The organism is Halobacillus hunanensis (assembly GCF_900166655.1).
Classification (GTDB): domain Bacteria; phylum Bacillota; class Bacilli; order Bacillales; family Halobacillaceae; genus Halobacillus_A; species Halobacillus_A hunanensis.
The window spans coordinates 813,532-836,180 of the sequence record NZ_FVZB01000007.1; the positions used below are offsets into that span (position 1 = coordinate 813,532).

Below are 22,649 nucleotides of genomic sequence, written 5' to 3' on the forward strand. Positions count from 1 at the left end.
GAATGCTTTTGTTTAATAGCAATTATGAAGTAGGTGTATTTAAGCGTTTAAGTGAAAATAATGAGCTCGTGATGGACGTGGGACAGGAGGAATATACCTTAACGTTAAGTGATGAGGAAATGGATGATCTAGAGCAGCATTTAGTGAATCAAGAAAACCTACTCGTTCCTTTTCATAAGAAAACAAAGGAACTGATATTAAATACAGAACCAAATTACGATGAGGAAGAAATGGAAGAGCTCATGAACATCAGTGAGGGAGCTGGGGATCATGGCGAAGACTAAACGTCCCTATAAACAGAAATCACCGGAAAAGGTCAAAGAGGAGATCCATCGACTGACAGAGGGGATGGAAAAAAGTATTACTAATCATTTTCATTCACCTGAACAAATGAAAGAATATCTAGACTTTATGGGGAAGTTCCATCGGTATTCTCCACGTAATACGGCACTGATTGATACACAGTTTCCAGGAGCTGAAGCTGTAGGTTCCTACGCCTTCTGGAAAGACAAAGGGTTTTCCGTAAACAAAGGAGAGAAAAGTCTAAAGGTTCTCGTGCCTAATCGTTTAGGCCAGCAGTTTCAAGATGAAGAAGGCGAATGGAAACCTTTGAAATATGCGACAAAAACAGAAAAGCAGCAAGTCAAAGACGGTCAACTCGATCAACGAGATGGCCGTCTTGTTTATTCTACCGGGAGTGTGTTTGACGTTTCCCAGACAACGGCAACTCAAAAAGATCTTCCTCAAATCTTTCCTAATAAATGGATCGATGGAGAGGTTGAAAACTACAGTCAGCTTCGACAAGGAATGGAAGCTATAGCCGATAAAAACAATATTCAAATTGTAGAGCCTTATGAAGAGTTAGGGGCAGCTAAAGGCGTAAGTTACACGGGAAGAGGGGAAGTCGCTCTTAATCCGCGTAACTCGGAGCGACAAGACACAAAGACTCTGTTACATGAATTAACTCATGCCAAGCTTCATACAAAGGATAACTTGAATGACTACACGAAACCTGAGAAAGAATTTCAGGCGGAAATGACAGCTTATACCGTTGCCTCTTATTTCAATATTGATACCAGTGACTACTCATTAGATTATCTGCATCACTGGACCAAAGATCATGAATTCAAAGGCCATGAAAAACTATTACAAGAAGTGCAGTCAACAGCTAAAGAATTTATTACAACCATTGAAGAATCTATGGGCCAAGAAAAAGAGGGGGAGAAAAATATGAGTGTTAAAGAACAGAAACTTGAAATGGAAGAGGAGAAACAGGAAAGAGAGATATTACCTTCAGAAAAGCTTCGGGAAATGTACAGAAGCCAAGTGAGTAAGGATGAGAAGGATAGCGGGCCTTTTGTTAAAGAAGAAAAGGGCGAAGAGGAATATTCCCATCAAGATTTCAAAGATGCTTATAAGAAGGAGCTTATGAACTTTATTGAACCAACAGTCGGAAAAGAATTGGATAAAGAAGAAAATACTGACCGACAAGAACGTTTAAATCAGATGCGTGCTTTTCAAGAGACTCATAGTAAAGAAGAGGTGTATCAACTAAAAAAGGAATCTCTTCAAGAATTGAAAGAACTTCCATTAACGGATCGTGGTGAGCAACGACTATCGCAAATTGAAAGTAAGTTGGACCGAGAATTCAATGAAGAAAAAGATAAAGAAAATACCACTTCGGAACTAAAGAATGGAAAGGGTAATAAGGAGACTTTACAGCAAAAAGAAAAAGTAGAGGTTGAACGATAGGCAGGGAGTTTTCTCCCTGTCTTTTTTTATATCCAATTTTAGAGAGGAGGAAGTGCTGCATGGCCAAACATGTAAGCGCGGACCAAGTGGAGGTTGCTCGTAATGTGGATCTGGTAGACTATCTTGAGCGTAAAGGAGAACCACTGAAGAGAGAAGGGAGGTACTATCGACACCAAGTACATGACAGTTTAGTAATTAAAGATCAAATGTATGCCTGGAACTCCAGAGACGAAAAAGGTGCTGGAGTCATTAACTTTGCCAAAATGTTTTATGGTATGAGTTTTCCGGAAGCTGTCCTTGATCTGAATGCCCAAGGTTATAAAGTTAAAGACAATTGCCAAGAGCAAAAGTTTAAGGAGCCTTATCAATATCCTTCTCATTATGAAGTGAACGATAGGACAAAGGCTAAGTATTACCTTACGAATGAACGGAAGATTCATCCTAAGATTGTGGATTGGCTTGAAAGTAAAGACTTAATCTCGCAGGACAAGCTCGGAAATGTGGTCTTTAAGTGGAAGCAACAGGGAGAGGTTGTTGGAGCAGACCGCCAAGGAACAACACCAATGAAAGATGGTCGCATGTTTAAAGGCATTGATAAGAATAGCCATGGCTCGGCTGGATTTTCGGTGGATATTGGCAAACCTAATTCCATTTACCTTTTTGAAAGCCCGATTGATGCGCTCTCTTACTGGAGTATTAAAAAAGGAAAGTTGCAAGATACTCGTTTGGTGTCTATGTCAGGCCTTAAGCGACAGACAATGATTGATGAAATCAAGCGGATGGGGAAGGAAGGTTTTAAGGTGAATCACATCACTTTTTGTACCGATAATGATAAAGCAGGGAGGGAGTTTGCTAAAAAGTATCAACGACTAATGAGTAAAGAAGTAACTAAAATTGACTTACCTACAAATAAAGACTGGAATAGAGAAATTAAGAAAGAAAATGAGTTGGTAATAGAACGGTAAAGTGAATAACCGAAAGAAAGATAATGGTTGAAATTTTATGTTTATTAGAATTATAGTTTATATGTAAGTGATACGACTCAAAATCGTGTTCCTCACGGAGTGTCGGTTCGAACCCGACCACCGGTACTAAAGTTCTTGAATTAAAGGGCTTTCTCAATGCGTTGAGGGAGCTTTTTTGCACCTACTTCACACGATTTACCCTCCCAAAGTCGTATGTTCCAACCCGTATGGATTCCAAAGAGGAATAAAACATGAGAAGGAACTTACAATTGTCCTCGAAAGAACTTGCTACACTCCACAATGATTTTCCACTTATTCAAAGTAGCTTTCAAGATTCACTTGAATTATTCAATTGAAAAATTTAAGATATAACCTTGATCGTGAAAATGAATTTGAAAGGTTCTCAAAATTAATGAATGCTATTGAATAAATATTGGGAGTCAAGTGGTGACTATCCTCTTTTTTTATGGAACAAAATTAGACATTAGGGTACAATTTACTAAAGGAAGATTTTGGAGGCTGTATATTGAATTTAAAAAAGAAATTGATTCCTTTATTGGAGCATTGAAGGAGTCAATATATCTATTCTATTACAAAGTGAACATAAATTGCTTCAGAACGACAAGAAGACTTTACTTTTTAGTCTGCTTGAAACAATGGCAAAAAGCGTTTTTGGAGAAATGTATCCTTCCAAAGCCACAGCGTTTTGAAATATTCATACTTAGATTTTGTGAATGGAATCATGCTGAAAGAGTTAGCTTACAACAATTAGCCTTACTATTGGAAATGGACGAATCCAAGATAATGGTTAGATTAAGAGAAGAAGTTTTCAAAGAACTTGATGCTCTTTCTGTTTCTTCTCCCTTACCATTTAGCCATGATTACAAAATCGAACAGGTAAGAGCATTAATGCCAAAAGTTCAGGCCTTGAAGAATACCCGTATTATATTCATTTCACACGGTTGAATCAGTATTTGGAAGTTGTTTATGAAGTCTTCAAGCGTAAAATAACCCATCTAGTCATAGTTGGGGGTTATTTTACGCTTGCTTTAAATACAAAGAATAGTTTTATCGTAGTTCAACGTTGTCATGTTGATTCGTTTAAGGCCTCACTCGTTCATCCAAGCGAAGTATCAAAACCAGCAATACTTAATAACGTAGCAAGTGTCATTGTTGCAAACCAACATCCAAGTGGTGATATAACACCATCCCTGGAAGATATTAACGTTTTAAAGATATTAGTCGAAGCTGGAAAGCTATTAGGTATCGAAGTGCTAGTTCACTTAGTAGTAAGTAATAATAACAATTTTTACTAGCCTGAAAGAAAGAGGTCATATTTAAAGGGAGAAACCACTCCCTTTTTTCTTTAAGCTACTACATGTAATCGCTATTAAGTGAAAATGATGAGGTGTTCCATGATAGAATATTAATATAGGGAGAAAGTATGGAGTTAAGAATATTAAATATAAGAAAGTTAAAGAATAATTAGAATGTTAGAATATTAGAATGAAATTTGTAGGGAGAGTTTTCGTTGAATCAGAAACTAAATGACTTAAAGAAAAACTTATGGGAAGTAGCCGATGAATTACGTGCAAATTCTGGTTTAAAAGCATCAGCATACTCGATTCCTGTATTAGGATTAATATTTTTAAAGTTTGCAGATGATAAATACGGACAATTCGAAGATGAAATTGTCAAAGAATATGAAGCATTAAAAGGTGGAAGACGTGAAAAGAAAATAGAAGAAATTGCAATTGAAAAATGTGGGTTTTATTTACCAGAACAGTCACGATACTCCTATTTACTTAATCTAAGTGAAGAAGAGAATGTTGCTAATAAAATAAAAGAAGCGATGGAAGGTATAGAGAAGTTTTCGCCCGAATTTGTTGGCGTATTACCAAAAGATAATTATCATGATTTAAATACCGATGATAATAATAAAATTTTAAATAGGTTATTAAGAAACTTTAATGATATCCCGACAGATTTTGAAAATGATATTTTTGGAGAAGTGTATGAATACTTTTTAGGAAATTTTGCATTAGCTGAAGGACAAGGTGGCGGAGAGTTCTATACTCCAAGAACGGTTGTACGTTATATGGTTGAAGTATTGCAACCATCAGAAGGTAAAGTTTTAGATCCAGCTTGTGGCTCAGGAGGAATGTTTGTTCAAACAGCACATTACGCACAAGCTCACAAAGTTAGAAATGGCGGACAACCTTTAAATTTAAGAGCTTACGGTGTCGAAAGAACTGGTGAGACAGTTAAATTAGCTAAAATGAACTTATTTCTAAATAATATACGTGGTGAAATAACAGAGGCAAACTCCTATTATGCTGACCCGTATAATTCTTTTGGGAATTTTGATTATGTATTGGCAAATCCACCTTTTAATGTAGATAATGTGGAATTAGACTTGGTGAAGAATCAGAATAGGTTCAATACTTATGGTGTACCACAAACAAAAGGAAAAAAGCCTAAAGTACCAAATGCAAACTATTTATGGATTAACCAATTTGCGACTGCTTTAAATGAAAAGGGAAAAGCAGCACTCGTTATGGCAAACTCGGCTTCAGACGCAGGGCATAGCGAAAAAGAAATCCGTAAAGCATTAATAGAAGATGGTAGTGTTTCGCAAATGGTTGCACTTCCATCCAATATGTTCAGTACAGTTACATTACCAGCAACACTATGGTTCTTTGATAGGCAAAAGAAAAAGAAAGATGAAATTCTATTTATAGATGCTCGAAATATTTTTACTCAAATCGATCGTGCTTTAAGAGAATTTTCGGATGAACAAATAAAAAACTTAGCAATAATTAATCGCTTATATGAAGAAGATAGCGAAAGTTTTTACGCTCTTATTAAAGAGTATGAGGAAAGTAGAGATAGTGCAACATCAGATGAAGAGAAAAAGTACTTCCAAAAACAGATTGATTGGTTATTAGAACGATTTCCAGATGGTAAATACCAAGATGTAATTGGCTTATGTAAGGTAGCGACACTTGATGGTGAAGATGGCATTATCGATCAAGATTATTCATTAAACCCTGGAAGATATGTAGGTGTTGTTATAGAAGATGACGGTATGACGGCAGAGCAATTTAAAGATAATTTAGCCGATTTAAATGATGAGTTGAAAAAATTAAATGAAGAAGCAAGAGGATTAGAAGTACAAATTGAAAAGAACTTAGATAGTTTGGTGATTGAATATGAGTAAGTGGAAAGTGGTTAAGTTAGGAGATGTATGTGAGTTAATAGCAAGAGGAATTACTCCTAAATATGTAGACTCTGGGATAAAAGTGATAAACCAAAAATGTATAAGAAATTTTAACATAGAATATACAGTTGCACGTAACACTGATAAAAATAATAAATATAACAAAGAAAAATTTTTAAAAGAAAACGATATATTAATTAATTCAACCGGGACCGGTACTTTAGGAAGAGTTGCTTTTTTTAAAGGGAATAAAAAAGAGGTATTAGTAGATAGCCATGTCACTATCGTTAGACCCAATAAGGAAATAATCCCCTCTTTTCTGGCATACTATCTCCATTTAAATGAAAATGTTTTAGTTGGATTAGGTAGAGGTGCAACTAATCAACAAGAATTAAATAAATCAGATTTAGTTAGGTTGAAAATTCAATTACCTGATTTGAAAACCCAAGAAAAAATAGGGAATCTACTTTTAAAATATTATGAATCAATAAAAAACAATAATCGTAGGATTGAAATCTTAGAACAAACAGCAGAAGAAATTTATAAAGAATGGTTTGTGCGAATGAGATTTCCAGGATATAAAAATACGAAATCTGATCAAGGAATACCTGGGGGATGGGAAGTTAAGAAACTAGGAAGTTTAATTAATATATCATCTAGTAAAAGAGTCTACTCTTCTGATTATGTAGAATCTGGAGTACCATTCTATCGTTCAAAAGAAGTAATACAATTATCGAATGGAGAAACCATTTCAGATATGCTTTACATTTCAAATGAGAAATATAGAAAATTTAAAGAGAAATTTGGTGCACCACAAAAAAATGATATTTTATTAACGTCTGTTGGAACGATTGGTGTCCCAATGTTAGTTAGAAATAATAATCCGTTTTATTTTAAAGATGGAAATCTAACATGGATTCAAAGCAGTTCTAATGCTAAGTTAGCTAATTATTTATACTATTGGCTAAAGTCAGGCGCAGGTCAGCAACAAATACTATCATCTACGATCGGTACATCTCAAAGTGCTTTAACAATTGAAAATTTAAAGAGAGTTAAGGTTATTATTCCTGAGGATACTGTTCTATCAAGGTTTAACCATCTTTTAAGTGATATTATCGAAAGTATAAATAATTTTACAACTCAAAATCAAAATTTAATAAGACAAAGAGACTTACTATTACCAAGGCTTATGAACGGTACGATTGAGGTGAAGTAAAGGAGGGGAATAGTGTGAGGAAGATAATCACTGAAGATATGATAGAACAAGCTTGTATAAAAGTACTGTCTAAAAATGATTATTACAAATTTATTAATGCAAATATTAGTGCGGATAAAGTGTTTGCTTCATTAAATGTTTTAGAACATGAAGATGATGGAACAGGCCGTTCCAACATACAAGAAGTAGTATTACCACAAGTATTCTATGAAAGTTTGCAAAGATTAAATCCACAAATACCTGACCGCTATTTTAAACAAATTGTAGAGAATTTTAGACTTCCTTTTACAGATAAGGAACTAGAAGTTGTTAACTATGAAAGATATAAACAATTAAAAAATGGTATTAATGTAGAGTTCGAAAAAGACGGAAAGAAACAATATGAAACTGTTCGTATTATTGACTTTAACTGTGCATCAAAAAATACGTTTACAATTGTTTCTCAAATGTGGATTAAAGGAGAAACCCAACATCGTAGACCAGATTTACTTTTATTCATAAATGGATTACCACTTGTTTTTATTGAGCTGAAAAATTCAGATGTAAAATTAATAACAGCATACAACAAAAATTTAAAAGATTATTTTCGTGATATCCCTCAATTATTTCACTTTAACCAATTATGTGTGCTGTCAAACGCATCTGAAACAAGAGTAGGGAGCTTTACTGCGAACTACAGTCACTTCTTTGAATGGCTACGTTTAACAGAGGACGATAAAGTAAATCGACAACAAATTCGTTCAGAAGGCACAAGTATTAAGTATTTGTTAGATGATCTCTTTAAGCATGAAACTTTACTGGATTATGTTGAAAATTTTATTCTTTTTGAAAATAAACGAACGAAAATTTTAGCTAAAAACCATCAATTCCTTGGTGTTAATAATGGTATTGAATCATTTGAAAATCGTAAAAAGTTAAATGGTAAACTTGGTGTGTTTTGGCATACACAAGGTAGTGGTAAGTCTTATTCAATGGCAATGTTCATTAATAAAATTAATAGAAAAATGACAGGTAACTTCACATTTTTAATGGTTACAGACAGGCAAGACTTGGACGATCAGCTTTACAAAAACTTTTTAAGAACAGAAACTGTAACCGAAGAAGAATCGGCAAACCCTAAAAATGGTGCAGCCTTGAGAAACGATTTACAAACGAATAAACCTTTTTTATTTACACTGATACAAAAGTTTCGCTATGACAAGGGAAAGAAGTATCCGATACTATCTGAACGTGATGACATTGTTGTTATTGTAGATGAAGCACACCGTACTCAATACAAATCATTAGCGGAAAATATGAGAACAGCTCTACCAAATGCACAATATATAGCTTTTACAGGAACACCCCTGTTAGGAGCGAAAAGACTTACAAATCAATGGTTTGGTGATTATGTAAGTGAATATAACTTTGCACAATCAATTGAAGATGGTTCAACTGTTCCTTTATATTACTCAAGAAGAGTTCCTGAAGTATGGTTAACAAATGATTTTCTCGAAGATGATTATCTAGAAATAATCGAAAACGAAAACCTGGCCCCTGAAGAAGAAGAAAAATTATCTAACTACTATTCTAAAACCAATGAAGTATTAAAACGTGACGACCGTTTAAATATTGTTGCAAAAGATATTGTTGAACATTTCCCTAACAGAGGATTTTTAGGGAAAGCGATGGTTATATCAGTAGATAAATTCACTACTGTACGAATGTATGACAAAGTAAAATATTACTGGAATGAAAAGTTGAAAAAGTTATATCAAGAACGTTCCAGTTCTCCTTCAAAAGAAAAACGGGGACGACTTAATAATCAAATTAAATATATGCAACAAGTAGAGATGGCTGTTGTGGTTAGTGAAGATGGCGACGAGGAAGAAAAGTTTAAAAACGAAGGACTAGATTTTAAAAAGCATCGTGAACGGATGAATCACATAGATGAAAATGGTCATGACATAGAAGACAATTTTAAAGATCCAAACAATCCTTTATCACTTGTATTTGTTTGTGCCATGTGGTTAACCGGCTTTGACGCACCAAGTACCTCAACTGTTTATTTAGATAAACCGATGAAGAGTCATACGTTAATGCAAACAATTGCACGGATAAATAGGGTGTTTCCAGGAAAAAAATCTGGTATAATCGTTGACTACTTAAACTTATTTAAATATATGAAACAAGCTCTTGGTGATTATGCAAATCCTGTTAATGATGACGATATGCCTGTGAAAAATATTGAGGAACAAATAAAGTTATTAGAAAATGTCATTCAAGAAACGATAGGGTTTTGTAATCAGCTAAATATAAATATAGATGCAATCCTTCAAAGAAATGAAACGTTTGATCAGATTCACCTCTTTCAAAAATATATAGATATATTGCTTGATAAAGATGAATATCTTGAAGAGTTTAAGATTTATGTGAATTTATGTAAGAACATTCATGAAGCTTGTAAACCGGAAATCTTTGAATTTGATTGGAATAATAATTATCTCCCTGTTATTTTTTACTTAGGTGATATGATTAAAGCTTCTGTGAGAGAAGAAAATATAGAGAGTGCAAAAATAGCACTTGGTAGGACACTTGATTTAAGTGTGCAATCAAGCTATGTTCTAGAAGATATTGGAGAAAATAAATACGAAATTACAACAATGAAAACATTAAATTTATCAGAAATTAATACCGATGATATTCGCCAAACAATCAAAAGATCGCCATATAAGAATATAGAAATTCAAGAATTAAAATTATTCATTGAAGAAAAATTAGAAAAACTTTTAGCAGATAATAAAACTCGTACTAATTTTGTAGAACGATATAAAGAATTAATCAATCGTTATAATGCTGGTAACTCGACAAACGAAGATTATTATGAAGATTTAGTCGATTTTGTAGATAATTTAAAACAAGAAGATGAACGCCATGTCAAAGAAGGTTTGACTGAAGAAGAGCTAGAAATATATGACTTGTTAAAGAAGGATAAATTATCGAAAAAAGAAGTAGAAAAAGTCAAACTATCTGCAAAAAAACTGTACGAATCTATTAGAAATGAACAAAGCAACACTAACGTTATTGATTGGTATAAAGACGAGCAACCGAGACAAGCTGTTAAATTTGAAATAGAAAAAATCTTAGATGAAACATTACCAGAAAGTTATAATAAAGATATGTTTAATTTAAAAACAGAAGTTATTATGACTCATTTAAAGGAAGAAGCTATGATGGAAAGTGCTGTCTCTTAGTGAGTAATTAAAGTTGGGCATCGGCAGAAATGTTGGTGCCTTTTTTATAGAGTCGATCCGGGACATTACAAAATCTAAAAAACAATTCTAAGTATAGTTCAAAAATTGAGATGGGAGTATGAAGATGAGTGAAGAGCTAATAAAACAATTGTTAAAACTAGCAATCACTAAACAACTTAATTTTCTATAGGGTCTGGGACATCAGTACCTGCTATTCCATTAATGGGAGCATTTAGATGGCAAGTCAACAAATGAGCAGTTATTTAGGTTTATATGTTAGGGTTTAACCTAACATATTATTATCCATCTTAAGTCCCCCAACACCCTTCCAAGCTATTGATTTAAACACATTTAGTGGACCAATTCTGGTCCAAACTCATCAAATTTTATATAAAATGCTCCGATTCAGTCCTAATGAGCTTTTATAAATGTAGAAATAATAGTATTCATTACAAGGTTCTCGGCAACGATCACTAGGACATTCACTTTGACAAAATGGAGGTCGTTTAGGGTCACGAATTAATGTAAGCATGATCGCACTTCTGACTGGATATTGACTGGAATCTTTATATTACTACATATGTCTTATTTGACTTCGTATTAATGAAGTAAAGTTGTAACACCGATTATATAAGGGTTTTTAAGTCTTATCTTCTACTATTTGTTAATACAGTGAATGGGCGGCATTATCTACATTGCCTTAAATCCATTACGATAGAGTTTTACTAAATTCGTTTTCTAAAATGAGGGCCTTGCTGAAAGTAGCAAGGCCTATTTTATTTGCAGCAGTTGGTAAGTTGTGTTTTGCAATAGAAAAGTACATAATAATGCAATGAAAAATACATAAGCTTGCCAGCCGATTTTGTTCAGTTGTTTTGCCTTGATAAAGCATGGCTGACTCTGTAACTATCTCCCGCAAATGTAAGTACATGGGCATGATGTATAACCCGGTCAACCAAAGCTGCCGTAAGTCTCGAGTCCACAAAAATACGATTCCATTGACTAAATTCCAGGTTTGAAGTGATTATGATGCTCTTCTGTTCATACCAATCCGTGATGAGTTGAAAAAGCAGCTCGGCTCCTTCTTTACTAAATGGAATGTATCCCATCTCATCTAAAATGATTAGATCCACTTTTTTAAAGCGATTCCTAAACAGTTGGAGCTTTCCTTCTCTCCACATTCTTTCTAACATATCAACTAGATCAGACACTCGGTAGAACCGGACCTCATAGCCTTTCTTACACGCCTCCCGGCCTAACCCTGTCGCTAAATGAGTCTTCCCTGTACCTGGAGAACCTGTTAGAACTACATTCTCTTTCTGAGAAATAAAGTGTAGATCTATCAATTCAGTACGATCTAGCTGAGGAGGAAACCTTATTTGATCTCCCCATTGAAAATCCGCAAGGTTTTTATAATTAACGAACTTTGCTTTTTTAATCAGACGTTCAGCTTTTGCTTCTTCTCTTAATTCAAATTCCTTACGGAAGAGTGCTTCTAAGTATTGCGTTTCATTTTCAAATGGAATTTTTTCGTAAATGTCAGCTACATAAGCCAATCGTAAGCTTTTACACATATCCCTAATGTTCATATTCGCTGCTCACCATCCTCTTTCGCGTTTGGTTGTAATAGGTCGTATTTGGACCAATCAACGTCGTAAGGATGGGAAGTAGAATCAGAGATTCTTTCAGATTGGTGTTGGAGGAGATCATAAAACCTTTCATTAATTTCCTCCATATCATGATTGATTAATAGGCTGATCAACCAATGCAATCGTTCTTTTCGTAAAGTAAGTGATTCAATATTTAAATAAGCTGCTATGCGCCCTGGCAAATATGGGTTATATCTTGAATAAGGAACTGATCTTGGTTTGGACGCCCAGGCTCTCATAATGGAAAGCCAAGGAATATTTCGGCTTTTGTTCATATATGGACGAAAGTCCGAGTGAAGAATTTCTCCGTAAGGAGAGGCCACTTTATAACGGTCCCAATAAAGTACTAGATGAAGATAACTAAAATTATATCCTTTAGGAATATGCTCTTTCTTGCTGTCTATAGTGATTTCTCCATACTTGTTAGCCGTCACCTTCATTTCTTTAAATATCGGATAATCTTCCTCCGGCAGAGCTAGGGCATGGTTCATTTCTTCATCAAGCAATTCTTGAATACGGACTTCCTTTGAGTAGTGAATTCGCTGACGATCTTGTACTAGTTTTTCATTTAAGATATTGGTTAGATCCTCATAGCTTTCTATGATTGGAGAAGGAGTAACGAAGTTATATCTTACATATCCTACTTTATTTTCAACGTGCCCTTTCTCATTCCCCTTACGCACATTACACGCTTGGATTTCAAATCTATAGAAATTAGCGAACTGAAGAAATTCATCTGTAAAGATGGCTTCGCCATCCTTATCCCTTGCTTTAATAACGGCGGCTTTCAAATTATCGATTCTAAGCTTTCGCGGTACTCCACCCAGTCGCTCGAAGATCTTCTTTAACCCGTATAAAAAGCATTCCTGATTTTCCCCCGGGAGAGGAACAGTTAAAGCTGCATTACTATAAGGTAGGCTCATCACTAAACAATGAACATCGATAAATTTCCCGTCTTTAACAGCTTCAGTTATTCCAAAGTCCACTTGGGCTTCAGCCGGGGGGTGATTTAACCTTTCACTATTTTTATCTTTAATTTCCTCTGAATTATTCTTTCCTTCTTTCCACTCAGCAATGAAATAACAGACGGTCCGGTAGGACCCTTCAAACCCATGACCTTGAAGTTGTTGAAATATGGTCTTATTTTTCCTTCTCAGTTTTGGCTTTAGTTTTCGATCTTCTATAAGCCAGTCCGTTACGATTTCTCCCCAATGTTCCTCATACATCATTCCTTTTCGAGCCATCTGTTTTTCTTTTGGGACTTGCTCTTCATCCGCATATTTCTTGGCGGTACGCCAATTCACTTGAGCCCGATTAGCGATTTCATTAATAGAAACGTCTTCATGATTTCGTAAAGTTTTGATATGATTGATTTTAGTCATTGCTAGCAATCCTCTCGACCTCCACTGTGTTTGATTCGACACCAATTACAGTAGAGTTATATTGGATGGCTGGCAAGGCTTTTTTTTTATCTAAAAAAGAAGTGCAGAGTTATGTACGTTTTCATTGCACATCTCTGTACTTCTATATTGCACTACACATAAGTTAATGAGTTATATTCTTTTCCTCGAATAATTCCACTTCCAATCGTTCAATTCTGCTTTGTAGAACACCCGCATAACCACACATATCTAAAAATACCTCCAATAACTCTTCATCCATGTTACCTTGATGTTTTTGGATTATTTCAGCCCATTCTTCTAATTTCTTTATTACATCCTCCATATTCAACACTCCTTTTATTATCATTCAATTACTATACGACATTTAGGGAAAATCATGTTTATTAAGAGGGTTTTACGTACGAACAATGGTGTGATTTATACGGCAAAATCTATTTGTCCCTCCAAAAAGTTATTAATTTACTGTATAATTACAAAAAATGCATAATTTAGGGAGGATTTAGGTTGAGTTATGGAACTAATTAATAGGGATGCAAGTGATAAGTATGAGGGATTCAGATACCAAAAGTTTAGACTTGCGAAAAAAATGCTTGAACTCATAAGAGAAAACCCTAGAACTAATATAGTAGCTATTCCAGAATATAGAGATGATGGGTATTTAGTTGGGGAAGACGGTAAACAAATATTAGAACAAAATAAAAAGTATAGTAAAAATTTCACTTTTATCAGTGAAGAAGTCAGAAAGTCAATAGTGAACTTTCTAGATAACTATTACGAGTTAAATTGTGACCCTTTTTTGCACTTTGTATTCTTTACAAATGTTGATTATGCAGGAGAAAGGAAAAGTGAATTTCTAGGTAAATTAAGTTTGACTCCTTTAACAAAACCAGTTTTAGAATATCTAATTACTCAGCAATATGGAGATGATGTTACAGAGTTTATATCAAAGGTTGTATTACATACATATGAAAATGAATACCGCATTAATAGTAAGAAACCTAATACTTATAAGGGTTATTACCGAAAAATACTTCAAATGAAAAGTAAAGATTGGATACAGTTTCTGAAGCAAGTTACTTTTCAATTTGGGGAAGGAGACTTAGAACAATTAGTTGTTGAATTGGATGCTGAAATTAAAGAATGTAAATCCTACAAAATAGATCATGTTAATAGAGAGGAACAAGTTAGGAGCTACCTTCTAGAAAAAATAGATATGAGAATGGCAGAAAAACACGTTACCCAAAAAATGTTGACTTATGAAACAGTGAGAAATGTTTTCCTTGAGGTTAGTAGCAGGATAAGTAGTCTTGAGTTCGATGAGTTACATGTGTATTGGAGAGAAATAAATGATGAATTAGATGAGGGTAATAAATATAGAAATCTAAGAGACAAGATAAACGCAGTTTGTAGTAGCTTCAAAGAAAAGACAATGAAAAGATATAATAGAGAAGCTACAACAGTGAGGGATGAAATAAAAAAGTATGATAAAAGGCAAATAAACGCTTTGAGGTATCGTGTATATGAAAGTATGGAAAGGTATTTTGATGACTTTTATTTCAAAGATAAATATACTCATGAAGAATTAAAGTCGATAGTGAAAGATATAAAAGATGTTGTGGTTAATGATATAGAATCTTTAAAAAAGGACTTTGATTATGGAGTGAAAAATAATATAACAGTACAAAAAATTGTTTTGTTATTAATAGATGAATGTTTTTATTCTTTTGATGAGGAGTAAATTATGAGGAATTTATTCGATATAAAACGGCTTATGTATAATAACAGTGAGGATCTATACTTTATCACTTATAATATTATACTACTTTTATACCATTTACATTGTAAAAGTGAAAAAAAACAGTTTAAAGATTATAGAAAATTAGCGTTCTTAATACCAATAATTTCAGATGAAAAGAAGACAAGAATACTTATTGATTATTATAAAGGAAAAGTAACACCAAACAACAATATACATAAAGAGTTAAACAGGATTTATTACGACTCTATAGAAAATATTATATTAATTAGGTATGTTTTAGTGATTATGGAAAGAAAAGGAATAATTAATTTAGTAGCAGATACCAATAAAACAAACCTTTTTATAAATGATATTGAAGAATTTGAATTATTTGCGGAAGATAAAAGGTTTAATACTGAAAAACAGAGAATATTAGCAATAAAGAAAAATATTAATAGTTTAAGTCGCTTAAATTATATGACTTTTGTAAATGAGTTTTTTAAAAGAAATGGAGTAGCTATATGGGAAAATTAGTAATAAACTCAGTCTTATATAAAGGAAAAGAATATTTTTATAAAAATGACAGTTTTCATACAGGTGTAAATATATTGGTTGGTGATAATGAAAACGGAAAATCTACCTTTACCTACCTTATAGTTTATGGATTAGGATTAAATGTTGATTATTTTAAACATACTAGTGATGAGCCTATAAATGAAATTGTAGGTGATTCCGATAATTCTATAGAAATTGAAATAACTATTAATAATTCTAAATACGGATTAAAGAGAAATATAGGGCATAACTTAATCACTGTTTATGATTGCAAGGAAGATTCTCATGTTACATATAGTTTAATTAGAAATGGATATGTATATAAGAAGGAAGGTAAGACCTTTTCAGATTGGATTCTTGAAAAGTTAGAAATAGACATAAGCGAAATAACTCAAAATTCTAGTACGCATAAAGTTAATTACGAAGATATTATGAGATATGTGTACCATGATCAAGTTACTGATAATAGGAAAATCATAAATGAATTTGGAATAAGACCTTCAGACTTTTACAAAAACAGCAACATTATGAAAAGAAGTATTTTTGAAATATTAATGTCTGGATATAATGAACAATATTATTCGGTTTACTATAAACTAAAGGAGTTAAATAAAGACCTTCAAGAGGAGAGAGAGAAAAAAAAATCGATAGAGCTCATAAAAGGAAACTTACATGATCAAACACAGCTATTGAGAGAAGAAGATTTAACAGAAAATCTTCTTGATATTAGAAAAGAGATAAATAGACTTGAAAGCGCCAGGAAAAAAATAAAAGAAGCGGGGCATCATTTTGGGGAAGAAGTGATTGAAAGGCTAAGTGAATTGCAAAAGGAAGTCGTTGCTTTGACCCATAAGTCAAAAAATATTGAGTTTAAGTTAACTGAAGTGGAAGAAGACTTGGTTAAATCGATAAGGGTTGGTGAAGATACTAAAAGTGAAATTGAACACATTGACAAAATATTATTTACTTCTCAGTATATAGATATAATTAATGAAGATAAATGTCCATTTTGCTTGGAAAAAATTGATTTGGAAGATGGTCACTGCATATGTGGTTCAGATAAGTATCTAGATTTTTCAAGATTTATATATTCCGATAAAGAGTACATAGAAATGATGAAGTCTAAAGTTAAAACATTAGAAACTATAAATTCAACTATTAAGGACTTTCAAGATGAATATAATTCTTTAGAAAAAGATCTTTTAAAAACTAAGAAAGATATATCATTAAGCATAGAGGAAATTAAGAGTATTACAAAGGATTTAGAATATAACTCTAATGCTCAAACTATTGATGAAGTAACTGATAAGATCATTAAACTAAAGGAAAAAGAACCAGAGCTTAAACTACTAATAGAAAAAGGAAAAGAGATAAATACCTCTATTAGAAAAATGAATAGGTTAGAGAAAGAAATATCTAAATACAAGAATGAGTTACAAAGGTTAGAGGAACAAAAAGAGAATGATTTACAAGGGAATATTGATAGTTTTGAGGATATATACAGTAATTATCTAAATGACTTCTATGGTAATGAAAGTTCACCTTTTGAGGTTAAGCTCGATAGAAATTATATGCCGTTACTAGGCGAGTATAAGCATCAAAGTTTTAATGTTCCAAAGAGGCTTTTCTATTATCTTACTATGTTGAAAATGTCGCTTGATAAAGATTATCAAATTAGTCATCCTAAGCTTTTGATAATCGATACCATGAAAGATGAAGGGATAGAAATTAATAAATTAAAAAAGCTATTTACTTATTTTGATGAATTTAAGGATAAAGATTGTCAAATTATTGTCACTTGTGGATATGATGAATATACAAAGGAATTAGAACCATATTTAATTGATCGTTTAAATGATAATGATAAGTTATTAAAAAAACGTAATATTAAAAACTAAATTAATTGGGGGTGCATTTAACCAAAAGTTTAAGTTTTCACGTCTTAATTTAATGGAGCTATACTACCCTCCTAATATGAGGAAGATTTCGAGCTGAGTCATAAGATTAAAGAATAATATCATTAAAAAAATCCTTGATAGAGTAACTTTCTTAAAATAAGGTGAAAAAATAAAAGAGGTGCTATATTATTGCACCTCTTTTAAAGTAGGAAACCTATCGTGCTTAAGAGTAATTTTTTGGTCACAACATGGTCACTGTTTGTGACCATATATTAGTACTTGTCCAATTCAAAACAACTTCATCCAATGATTCCGTAGCTCAGCTGGGAGAGCGCCACATTGACAGGGTGGAGGTCTTTGGTTCGAGCCCATCCATATTAAGTGCCGGAATGGCGTGATTTTTCATCCATGGAGAGGCCGTGTGGGAGGAGTTCTCTAAAGATAAAGGGAAATTAAGTAAAGTCGCTGAAAATATTATAAACGGTGTACATCATTTACCTGAAGTGGAAAGCAGTAACGATGATGAGGAAGAGGAATTTCCGGAAGGAAAAGTCTTATACAGAATACACAAAGGGCGTGAAAGGAAGAGTAGTGCTGTTAGAAAGAAAAAAGACAAGGCAATTGAAAGTGGGAATTTAAAATGCGAGATATGTAAATTTGACTTTCATGAAACTTATGGGGAGTTAGGATAGGGTTTTATTGAGTGCCATCATTCTATCCCGTCTCAAAGTTTAAGACAGGGGATAAAAAAACTTAAAGATTTAGTTTTAGTTTGTTCTAACTGTCACCGGATGCTTCATAGGAAAACGCCTTGGTTAACAAAGAAACAATTAAAAAGTCTAATAAAATGATAGGGGAGGAATTAAGATAATGTCTGATATAGTAAAAAACCAACATTACGTGCCCCAGTTTTATTTAAATTACTTTGCAAACAAAAATGGTCGAATATTTGTCTACGATAAAATAAATGAAAAGAAATTTCCATCGAACTCAAGAGGTATTGCTAGTGAAGGTTACTTTTATGACATTATAAAAGGGAAAATGCAAAGTATTGAGAAGTATTTAAACAGAGATTATGAAAGTGCATTTAGTAAATATCTGCCCTCGTTAATTCAGAGACTTGAAAATGATGAGGATTTCTATTTAACAAGTGATGATAAAAAAGAGATAGCCTCCTTTCTTTCCTTACAATACGTAAGAACAAAAAGATTTCGTGAAGAATCGGTAAGATTATTTACTAGCCAGGATATATATCATTCAGAGGCTTTCTTACCCCCGAAAATGGGACACATAATTTTATTTTCTGACCCGGATCTATTAGACAATATTTCAGCTAACTTACTCCAAAATTATTACTGGGTAATTGGAAAGAATGAAACGAGTGAATTCTTTTATACTTCAGATAACCCTTTTGCCCAAAGGGAATCCATGAGAGAAGTTCACAAAAAACATCAGAAAGAATTTGCTGATTTTTCGTTGTTAAGTTATGAAATTGCTCTCCCTTTAACACCCAAGTATTTAATTACATTCTATATTAAAGATAAACAATTCGAAGAACTAAAAGATATAGACGGCACAGTGTACAGTTTCAATAAAGACAATGTTCAATGGTTTAATAACTTACAGTTTATGAAGTGTTATCGTCAACTATACTCATGTACTGACGACTTCACTTTTGTTGAAAATATATGGGGAATGATGGGGGGAGAGTAATGTTTTCACATATGAGCATTTAGAGGAAGTACCGATTCATTTGAAAACTAAAAATCAATTATTAGATTTAGGTTTAGAACCTGACGACCAAAATGATGGATGTACCGATCTTATGGTCTATTCAATAGATTATACCGAAGCAAATAATATGACTCCTATGACCCATCGTTTATATGGTATTGCTGACATTAAGCCTCTTCAGGTGAATGACAATACGTTAACAATCGGTAATATATGTAAATCTTTATATGACTTATCTCTGATGGAAAATGTATCGTAAACTTCCCCTGATTGTAGAAAATCATCTATCGCCCAGTATTCAGGATTGCAGATGAATGTCCAATAACCTGTTGAAAGAAGTTTATTACTATTTCTTGTTTTGACTATTTCATAAGGCTTGTACCTTTTGATATTGTCATCTGTAGTAAATCTAAAAGTTCTTTCCTTATCGTAATACCATGGTTCATCAAAAAAATCCAGAATGGACAGCATTAAAAGACTTTGTATCTTTTCCTATATACTTTTTCAACCAGTCGGCTGCTTTTTGGATGGAAGGTAATTCTATTAACTCAACACCGTTTTCAAAAATAATTACCGGTTTGTCTCTTTTATTAACTGCAATCGGCTTCCTTAATTCCATAAAACCACTCCAATTTCCATAATATTTGTTATAATATACCACACATAGATTGTTAGGGAGGCACTGAATGAAATACGTTTATGTTATAAGCTTACATAATTTAAAAACTGAAAAACTCTACAATAAGGGAAAGTTAGCAATAGAGGGGTTAAGAATATCTAATAGCAGTAAGAGGTTGGAAGATATGATAGGTAGTGATAATGGTTTTTTCAAAAAAGCAGTTGGCGAATTGGAATTTAACAGTTTGTTTGAGAATCCATACATGTACACTACGGGTAAAATCCCTGAGGGCTATTACGTTGAAGATCATATTTCAAAAGTAGAATTTTTAGATGAACATATGAGGTTAACTCAATCATATTGCAATTATCTATGGATGGAAAAAGACAATGGTGTTTCTATGGACACAGGGTTTATATATATTAAAAGTGATGACAATACTCCCGTTACTGTTACCTCTAATGTAAGATCACCTATGTTTTCTAACGCTAACTGTAATAATGAACATGTAAAGTTTACGGATGAAGAATTGACGAATGTTAGAGAATTTGTTGAAATCCTGTTCAATAACCAGCATATTGACAAGAATAGCGAAGAGACATTAGAAATATTGAACGATAAAAAACAAACAACTAGGATAGAACGTTTTCTATATTTATTGCAAGCTTGTAGGAACCAATATGATTTGTCCAGTAGAATTGCAATGTACTGTACTCTTTTTGAAACACTCCTCTCCACAAGTAAAAGCGAATTAACTCATAAGTTAGCAGAAAGGACGGCTAGGTTGTTAGGGGAAGATGTCGAGGAAAGGTTGGATATATATAATACAATTTCTGACGCTTATAAAGTAAGGTCATCCTTTGTACATGGTGATAGAATTGACAAAAATAAACTTAAGAAGATAGACGTCCTAAAAAATATCTCGACTCAATTGGATGAGTATTTAAGAAACTTGATATTGTACATATTTAGCAACGAAGAACTTAGGAACCTTTATAGTGAAGACAACACTCAGGATATAGAGAGTCGGTTTAAAGAGTTAATTCTATCCTAAAAACTGTCGAACCATAAGGAAATCACTTGTATGATTGTTATAAATCGTGTGAACAGATTTTTTTATACAAAACCAATTAATTGCGAATTACGTTTAATATCAGTCCTTGAAGATACATAAAGGTAAATGAAAATTTAAGCACGACTCAAAATCATGTTCCTCATGGAGTGCCGGTTCGACCCTGCCTACCGGTACTATTTCTAACAACTCAAACCATTGGTATGAAGGGCTTTCCATAATCGGAAGCCTTTTTATTTGCCTTTTTATTTGCCTTTTTATATAACACTTTATTGAGAGGACAAGAAGCAAGGTTGAGGAGCTAACTAAGAATTAACTTACTGATCTCTCTTTAAGAGGTGGGAAATATCTAATCACTTGAGTTCCTGGCTAAATTGTACACTTAATTGCAGAGGAATATTTTAAGAACTACCTAGCATTAATGAAAATATGAGTGAAATCTGGCTATAAAAGAGTTTCATGATGGAGTTAGAAGTGGGGCTATTACTCCTAATAAAGATACATGCCAGCTCGCGATTAACTGACATACTTTTTGACATACTATTACTCATATTTGTTTAGAATTCAATGGTAAATGTATTTTAATTGAATTCTTTGAAAGCTTTAATCTACGATTTTTTGGAGTTTTAATATACTCTATTTACTTAGAAGAAACCATGGGCGGCATGATGTGATAGCCCCCAAAACCCTTTCATCATAGGGTTTGATAACAATTTGACTGGATTTTGGCTGGTTTAAAAATTGTTAACTAGATCTACAGGCCTCTCAAGAGTTCATAAACTTTTGAGAGATTCTTTTATCCTTAAATATGAGCCGGGGGAGGTATCTTCTACAAGTCAGTTACTATCTGTCGGAGAGGTAGCGTTAACATTCCAAGTGTATGGGCATATGATGGTTTATAATCATTTGCCCATGGAGGAATGTTGTGTGAATAACTTTTCTTATATGTATCCTTACCCGAACGCCTATGCTGATGTACCAATGTGTAATTGTAGAAGTATGATGGGTCCTGATGATTGGTACATGGCAAATAGACCAGGTTATGAAAATCAATGTTGGCGATATCCAAACACGCAGGTTTATACCGGTGCTAAATTTACAGATTATGGGAAAGAGCCCTTTGTAGTGAATATTAACCAAGTTACTCAGCAAAACAATACATTTCGAACTACTATATGGACGGGAAACCATTTGCAAGTAACATTAATGAGTATTAACGTTGGAGAAGATATAGGCTTGGAGGTTCACCCTGACGTGGATCAATTTTTACGTATTGAAAAAGGCCAAGGATTTGTTCAAATGGGCAATAGCGAAGATAATTTGAACTTCATAAGGCATGTCGGTGAGGACGCTGCTATTATGGTGCCTGCTGGTACATGGCATAATCTAACCAATACAGGCAATACGCCGTTAAAGCTTTACACAATCTATGCACCGCCTGAACATCCATTTGGTACCGTCCATCAAACAAAAGCAGATGCAATAGCTGCCGAAGATAGTTATGGTTAATTATCAAAAAATAGATTTATACTACAAAAGAGCACAATTCCTGAGTGGGTTTGTGCTCTTTAGGGTACGAAAAGCGCCATAATTAA

General features: G+C 33.4%; 20 protein-coding genes. 16 read left to right on the forward strand and 4 right to left on the reverse strand.

Translation table 11 applies throughout. The features are described 5' to 3' along the window. Positions 1–2: 2 nt before the first annotated feature. The 8 genes from B5354_RS16760 (at position 3) to B5354_RS16795 (ending at position 10,386) form a co-directional block, all read left to right on the forward strand. The gene (locus tag B5354_RS16760; protein WP_079529947.1) at positions 3–284 is read left to right on the forward strand and encodes a hypothetical protein; all 282 of its coding nucleotides are present in this window, start codon (positions 3–5) and stop codon (positions 282–284) included. Then, positions 271–1,752, forward strand: coding sequence for an ImmA/IrrE family metallo-endopeptidase (locus tag B5354_RS16765; RefSeq protein WP_079529948.1), 1,482 nt, complete (start codon positions 271–273; stop codon positions 1,750–1,752). The genes B5354_RS16760 and B5354_RS16765 overlap by 14 nt, the downstream gene beginning before the upstream one ends. A 59-nt stretch (positions 1,753–1,811) precedes the next feature. Further along, positions 1,812–2,717: a toprim domain-containing protein gene (locus tag B5354_RS16770; RefSeq protein ID WP_079529949.1), complete on the forward strand. Its 906-nt coding sequence runs from the start codon at positions 1,812–1,814 to the stop codon at positions 2,715–2,717. A gap of 447 nt (positions 2,718–3,164) precedes the next feature. Next, entirely contained in the window at positions 3,165–3,683 is a 519-nt protein-coding gene (locus B5354_RS16775; RefSeq protein ID WP_079529950.1) for a hypothetical protein, read from the forward strand. Between the two features lie 8 nt (positions 3,684–3,691). Further along, entirely contained in the window at positions 3,692–4,033 is a 342-nt protein-coding gene (locus B5354_RS16780) for a JAB domain-containing protein (RefSeq protein WP_139377157.1), read from the forward strand. 215 nt (positions 4,034–4,248) lie between these two features. After that, positions 4,249–5,937 carry a type I restriction-modification system subunit M gene (locus B5354_RS16785; protein WP_079529951.1) on the forward strand — a complete coding sequence of 563 codons (1,689 nt, stop codon included), beginning with the start codon at positions 4,249–4,251 and terminating at the stop codon, positions 5,935–5,937. Then, complete coding sequence (locus B5354_RS16790) at positions 5,930–7,153, forward strand: restriction endonuclease subunit S (RefSeq protein ID WP_079529952.1); 1,224 nt, start codon at positions 5,930–5,932, stop codon at positions 7,151–7,153. Before B5354_RS16785 ends, B5354_RS16790 begins: the two co-directional genes overlap by 8 nt. A 14-nt stretch (positions 7,154–7,167) precedes the next feature. Next, on the forward strand, positions 7,168–10,386 hold the full coding sequence (locus B5354_RS16795; protein ID WP_139377158.1) for a type I restriction endonuclease subunit R: 3,219 nt from the start codon (positions 7,168–7,170) through the stop codon (positions 10,384–10,386). An 866-nt stretch (positions 10,387–11,252) separates the two neighbouring features. Here the strand turns inward: B5354_RS16795 and istB are convergent. The 3 genes from istB to B5354_RS16810 form a co-directional block, all read right to left on the reverse strand. After that, positions 11,253–11,975, reverse strand: coding sequence for an IS21-like element helper ATPase IstB (gene istB, locus B5354_RS16800; RefSeq protein WP_079529953.1), 723 nt, complete (start codon positions 11,973–11,975; stop codon positions 11,253–11,255). Beyond that, complete coding sequence (gene istA / locus B5354_RS16805) at positions 11,972–13,417, reverse strand: IS21 family transposase (RefSeq protein ID WP_342743024.1); 1,446 nt, start codon at positions 13,415–13,417, stop codon at positions 11,972–11,974. The genes istB and istA overlap by 4 nt, the downstream gene beginning before the upstream one ends. 163 nt (positions 13,418–13,580) lie before the next feature. Next, positions 13,581–13,760: a hypothetical protein gene (locus B5354_RS16810; RefSeq protein WP_079529955.1), complete on the reverse strand. Its 180-nt coding sequence runs from the start codon at positions 13,758–13,760 to the stop codon at positions 13,581–13,583. Positions 13,761–13,949: 189 nt separating this feature from the next. Here B5354_RS16810 and B5354_RS16815 point away from each other — a divergent pair, with 189 nt between their 5' ends. The 6 genes from B5354_RS16815 (at position 13,950) to B5354_RS16845 (ending at position 19,622) form a co-directional block, all read left to right on the forward strand. Then, complete coding sequence (locus B5354_RS16815; RefSeq protein WP_079529956.1) at positions 13,950–15,176, forward strand: phospholipase D-like domain-containing protein; 1,227 nt, start codon at positions 13,950–13,952, stop codon at positions 15,174–15,176. A gap of 3 nt (positions 15,177–15,179) precedes the next feature. Further along, the gene (locus B5354_RS16820; protein ID WP_079529957.1) at positions 15,180–15,710 is read left to right on the forward strand and encodes a hypothetical protein; all 531 of its coding nucleotides are present in this window, start codon (positions 15,180–15,182) and stop codon (positions 15,708–15,710) included. Beyond that, positions 15,698–17,629: an AAA family ATPase gene (locus tag B5354_RS16825; protein ID WP_079529958.1), complete on the forward strand. Its 1,932-nt coding sequence runs from the start codon at positions 15,698–15,700 to the stop codon at positions 17,627–17,629. Before B5354_RS16820 ends, B5354_RS16825 begins: the two co-directional genes overlap by 13 nt. Before the next feature lie 698 nt (positions 17,630–18,327). Continuing rightward, complete coding sequence (locus B5354_RS21125; protein ID WP_079530620.1) at positions 18,328–18,480, forward strand: HNH endonuclease; 153 nt, start codon at positions 18,328–18,330, stop codon at positions 18,478–18,480. A 19-nt stretch (positions 18,481–18,499) separates the two neighbouring features. Further along, positions 18,500–19,342 carry a DUF4238 domain-containing protein gene (locus B5354_RS16840; RefSeq protein WP_079529960.1) on the forward strand — a complete coding sequence of 281 codons (843 nt, stop codon included), beginning with the start codon at positions 18,500–18,502 and terminating at the stop codon, positions 19,340–19,342. Positions 19,343–19,382: 40 nt separating this feature from the next. Next, the gene (locus B5354_RS16845; RefSeq protein ID WP_079529961.1) at positions 19,383–19,622 is read left to right on the forward strand and encodes a hypothetical protein; all 240 of its coding nucleotides are present in this window, start codon (positions 19,383–19,385) and stop codon (positions 19,620–19,622) included. A 186-nt stretch (positions 19,623–19,808) separates the two neighbouring features. Here the strand turns inward: B5354_RS16845 and B5354_RS20575 are convergent, their stop codons facing one another. Further along, positions 19,809–19,982, reverse strand: a complete 174-nt coding sequence (locus B5354_RS20575) for a hypothetical protein (protein ID WP_176142524.1) — start codon at positions 19,980–19,982, stop codon at positions 19,809–19,811. 67 nt (positions 19,983–20,049) lie between these two features. Here B5354_RS20575 and B5354_RS16850 point away from each other — a divergent pair, with 67 nt between their 5' ends. Then, positions 20,050–21,036 (forward strand): HEPN domain-containing protein, encoded by a 987-nt coding sequence (locus tag B5354_RS16850; RefSeq protein ID WP_079529962.1) that lies wholly within the window; start codon positions 20,050–20,052, stop codon positions 21,034–21,036. Between the two features lie 930 nt (positions 21,037–21,966). Continuing rightward, positions 21,967–22,563: a cupin domain-containing protein gene (locus B5354_RS16855; protein WP_079530621.1), complete on the forward strand. Its 597-nt coding sequence runs from the start codon at positions 21,967–21,969 to the stop codon at positions 22,561–22,563. The last annotated feature ends 86 nt before the right edge of the window (positions 22,564–22,649 follow it).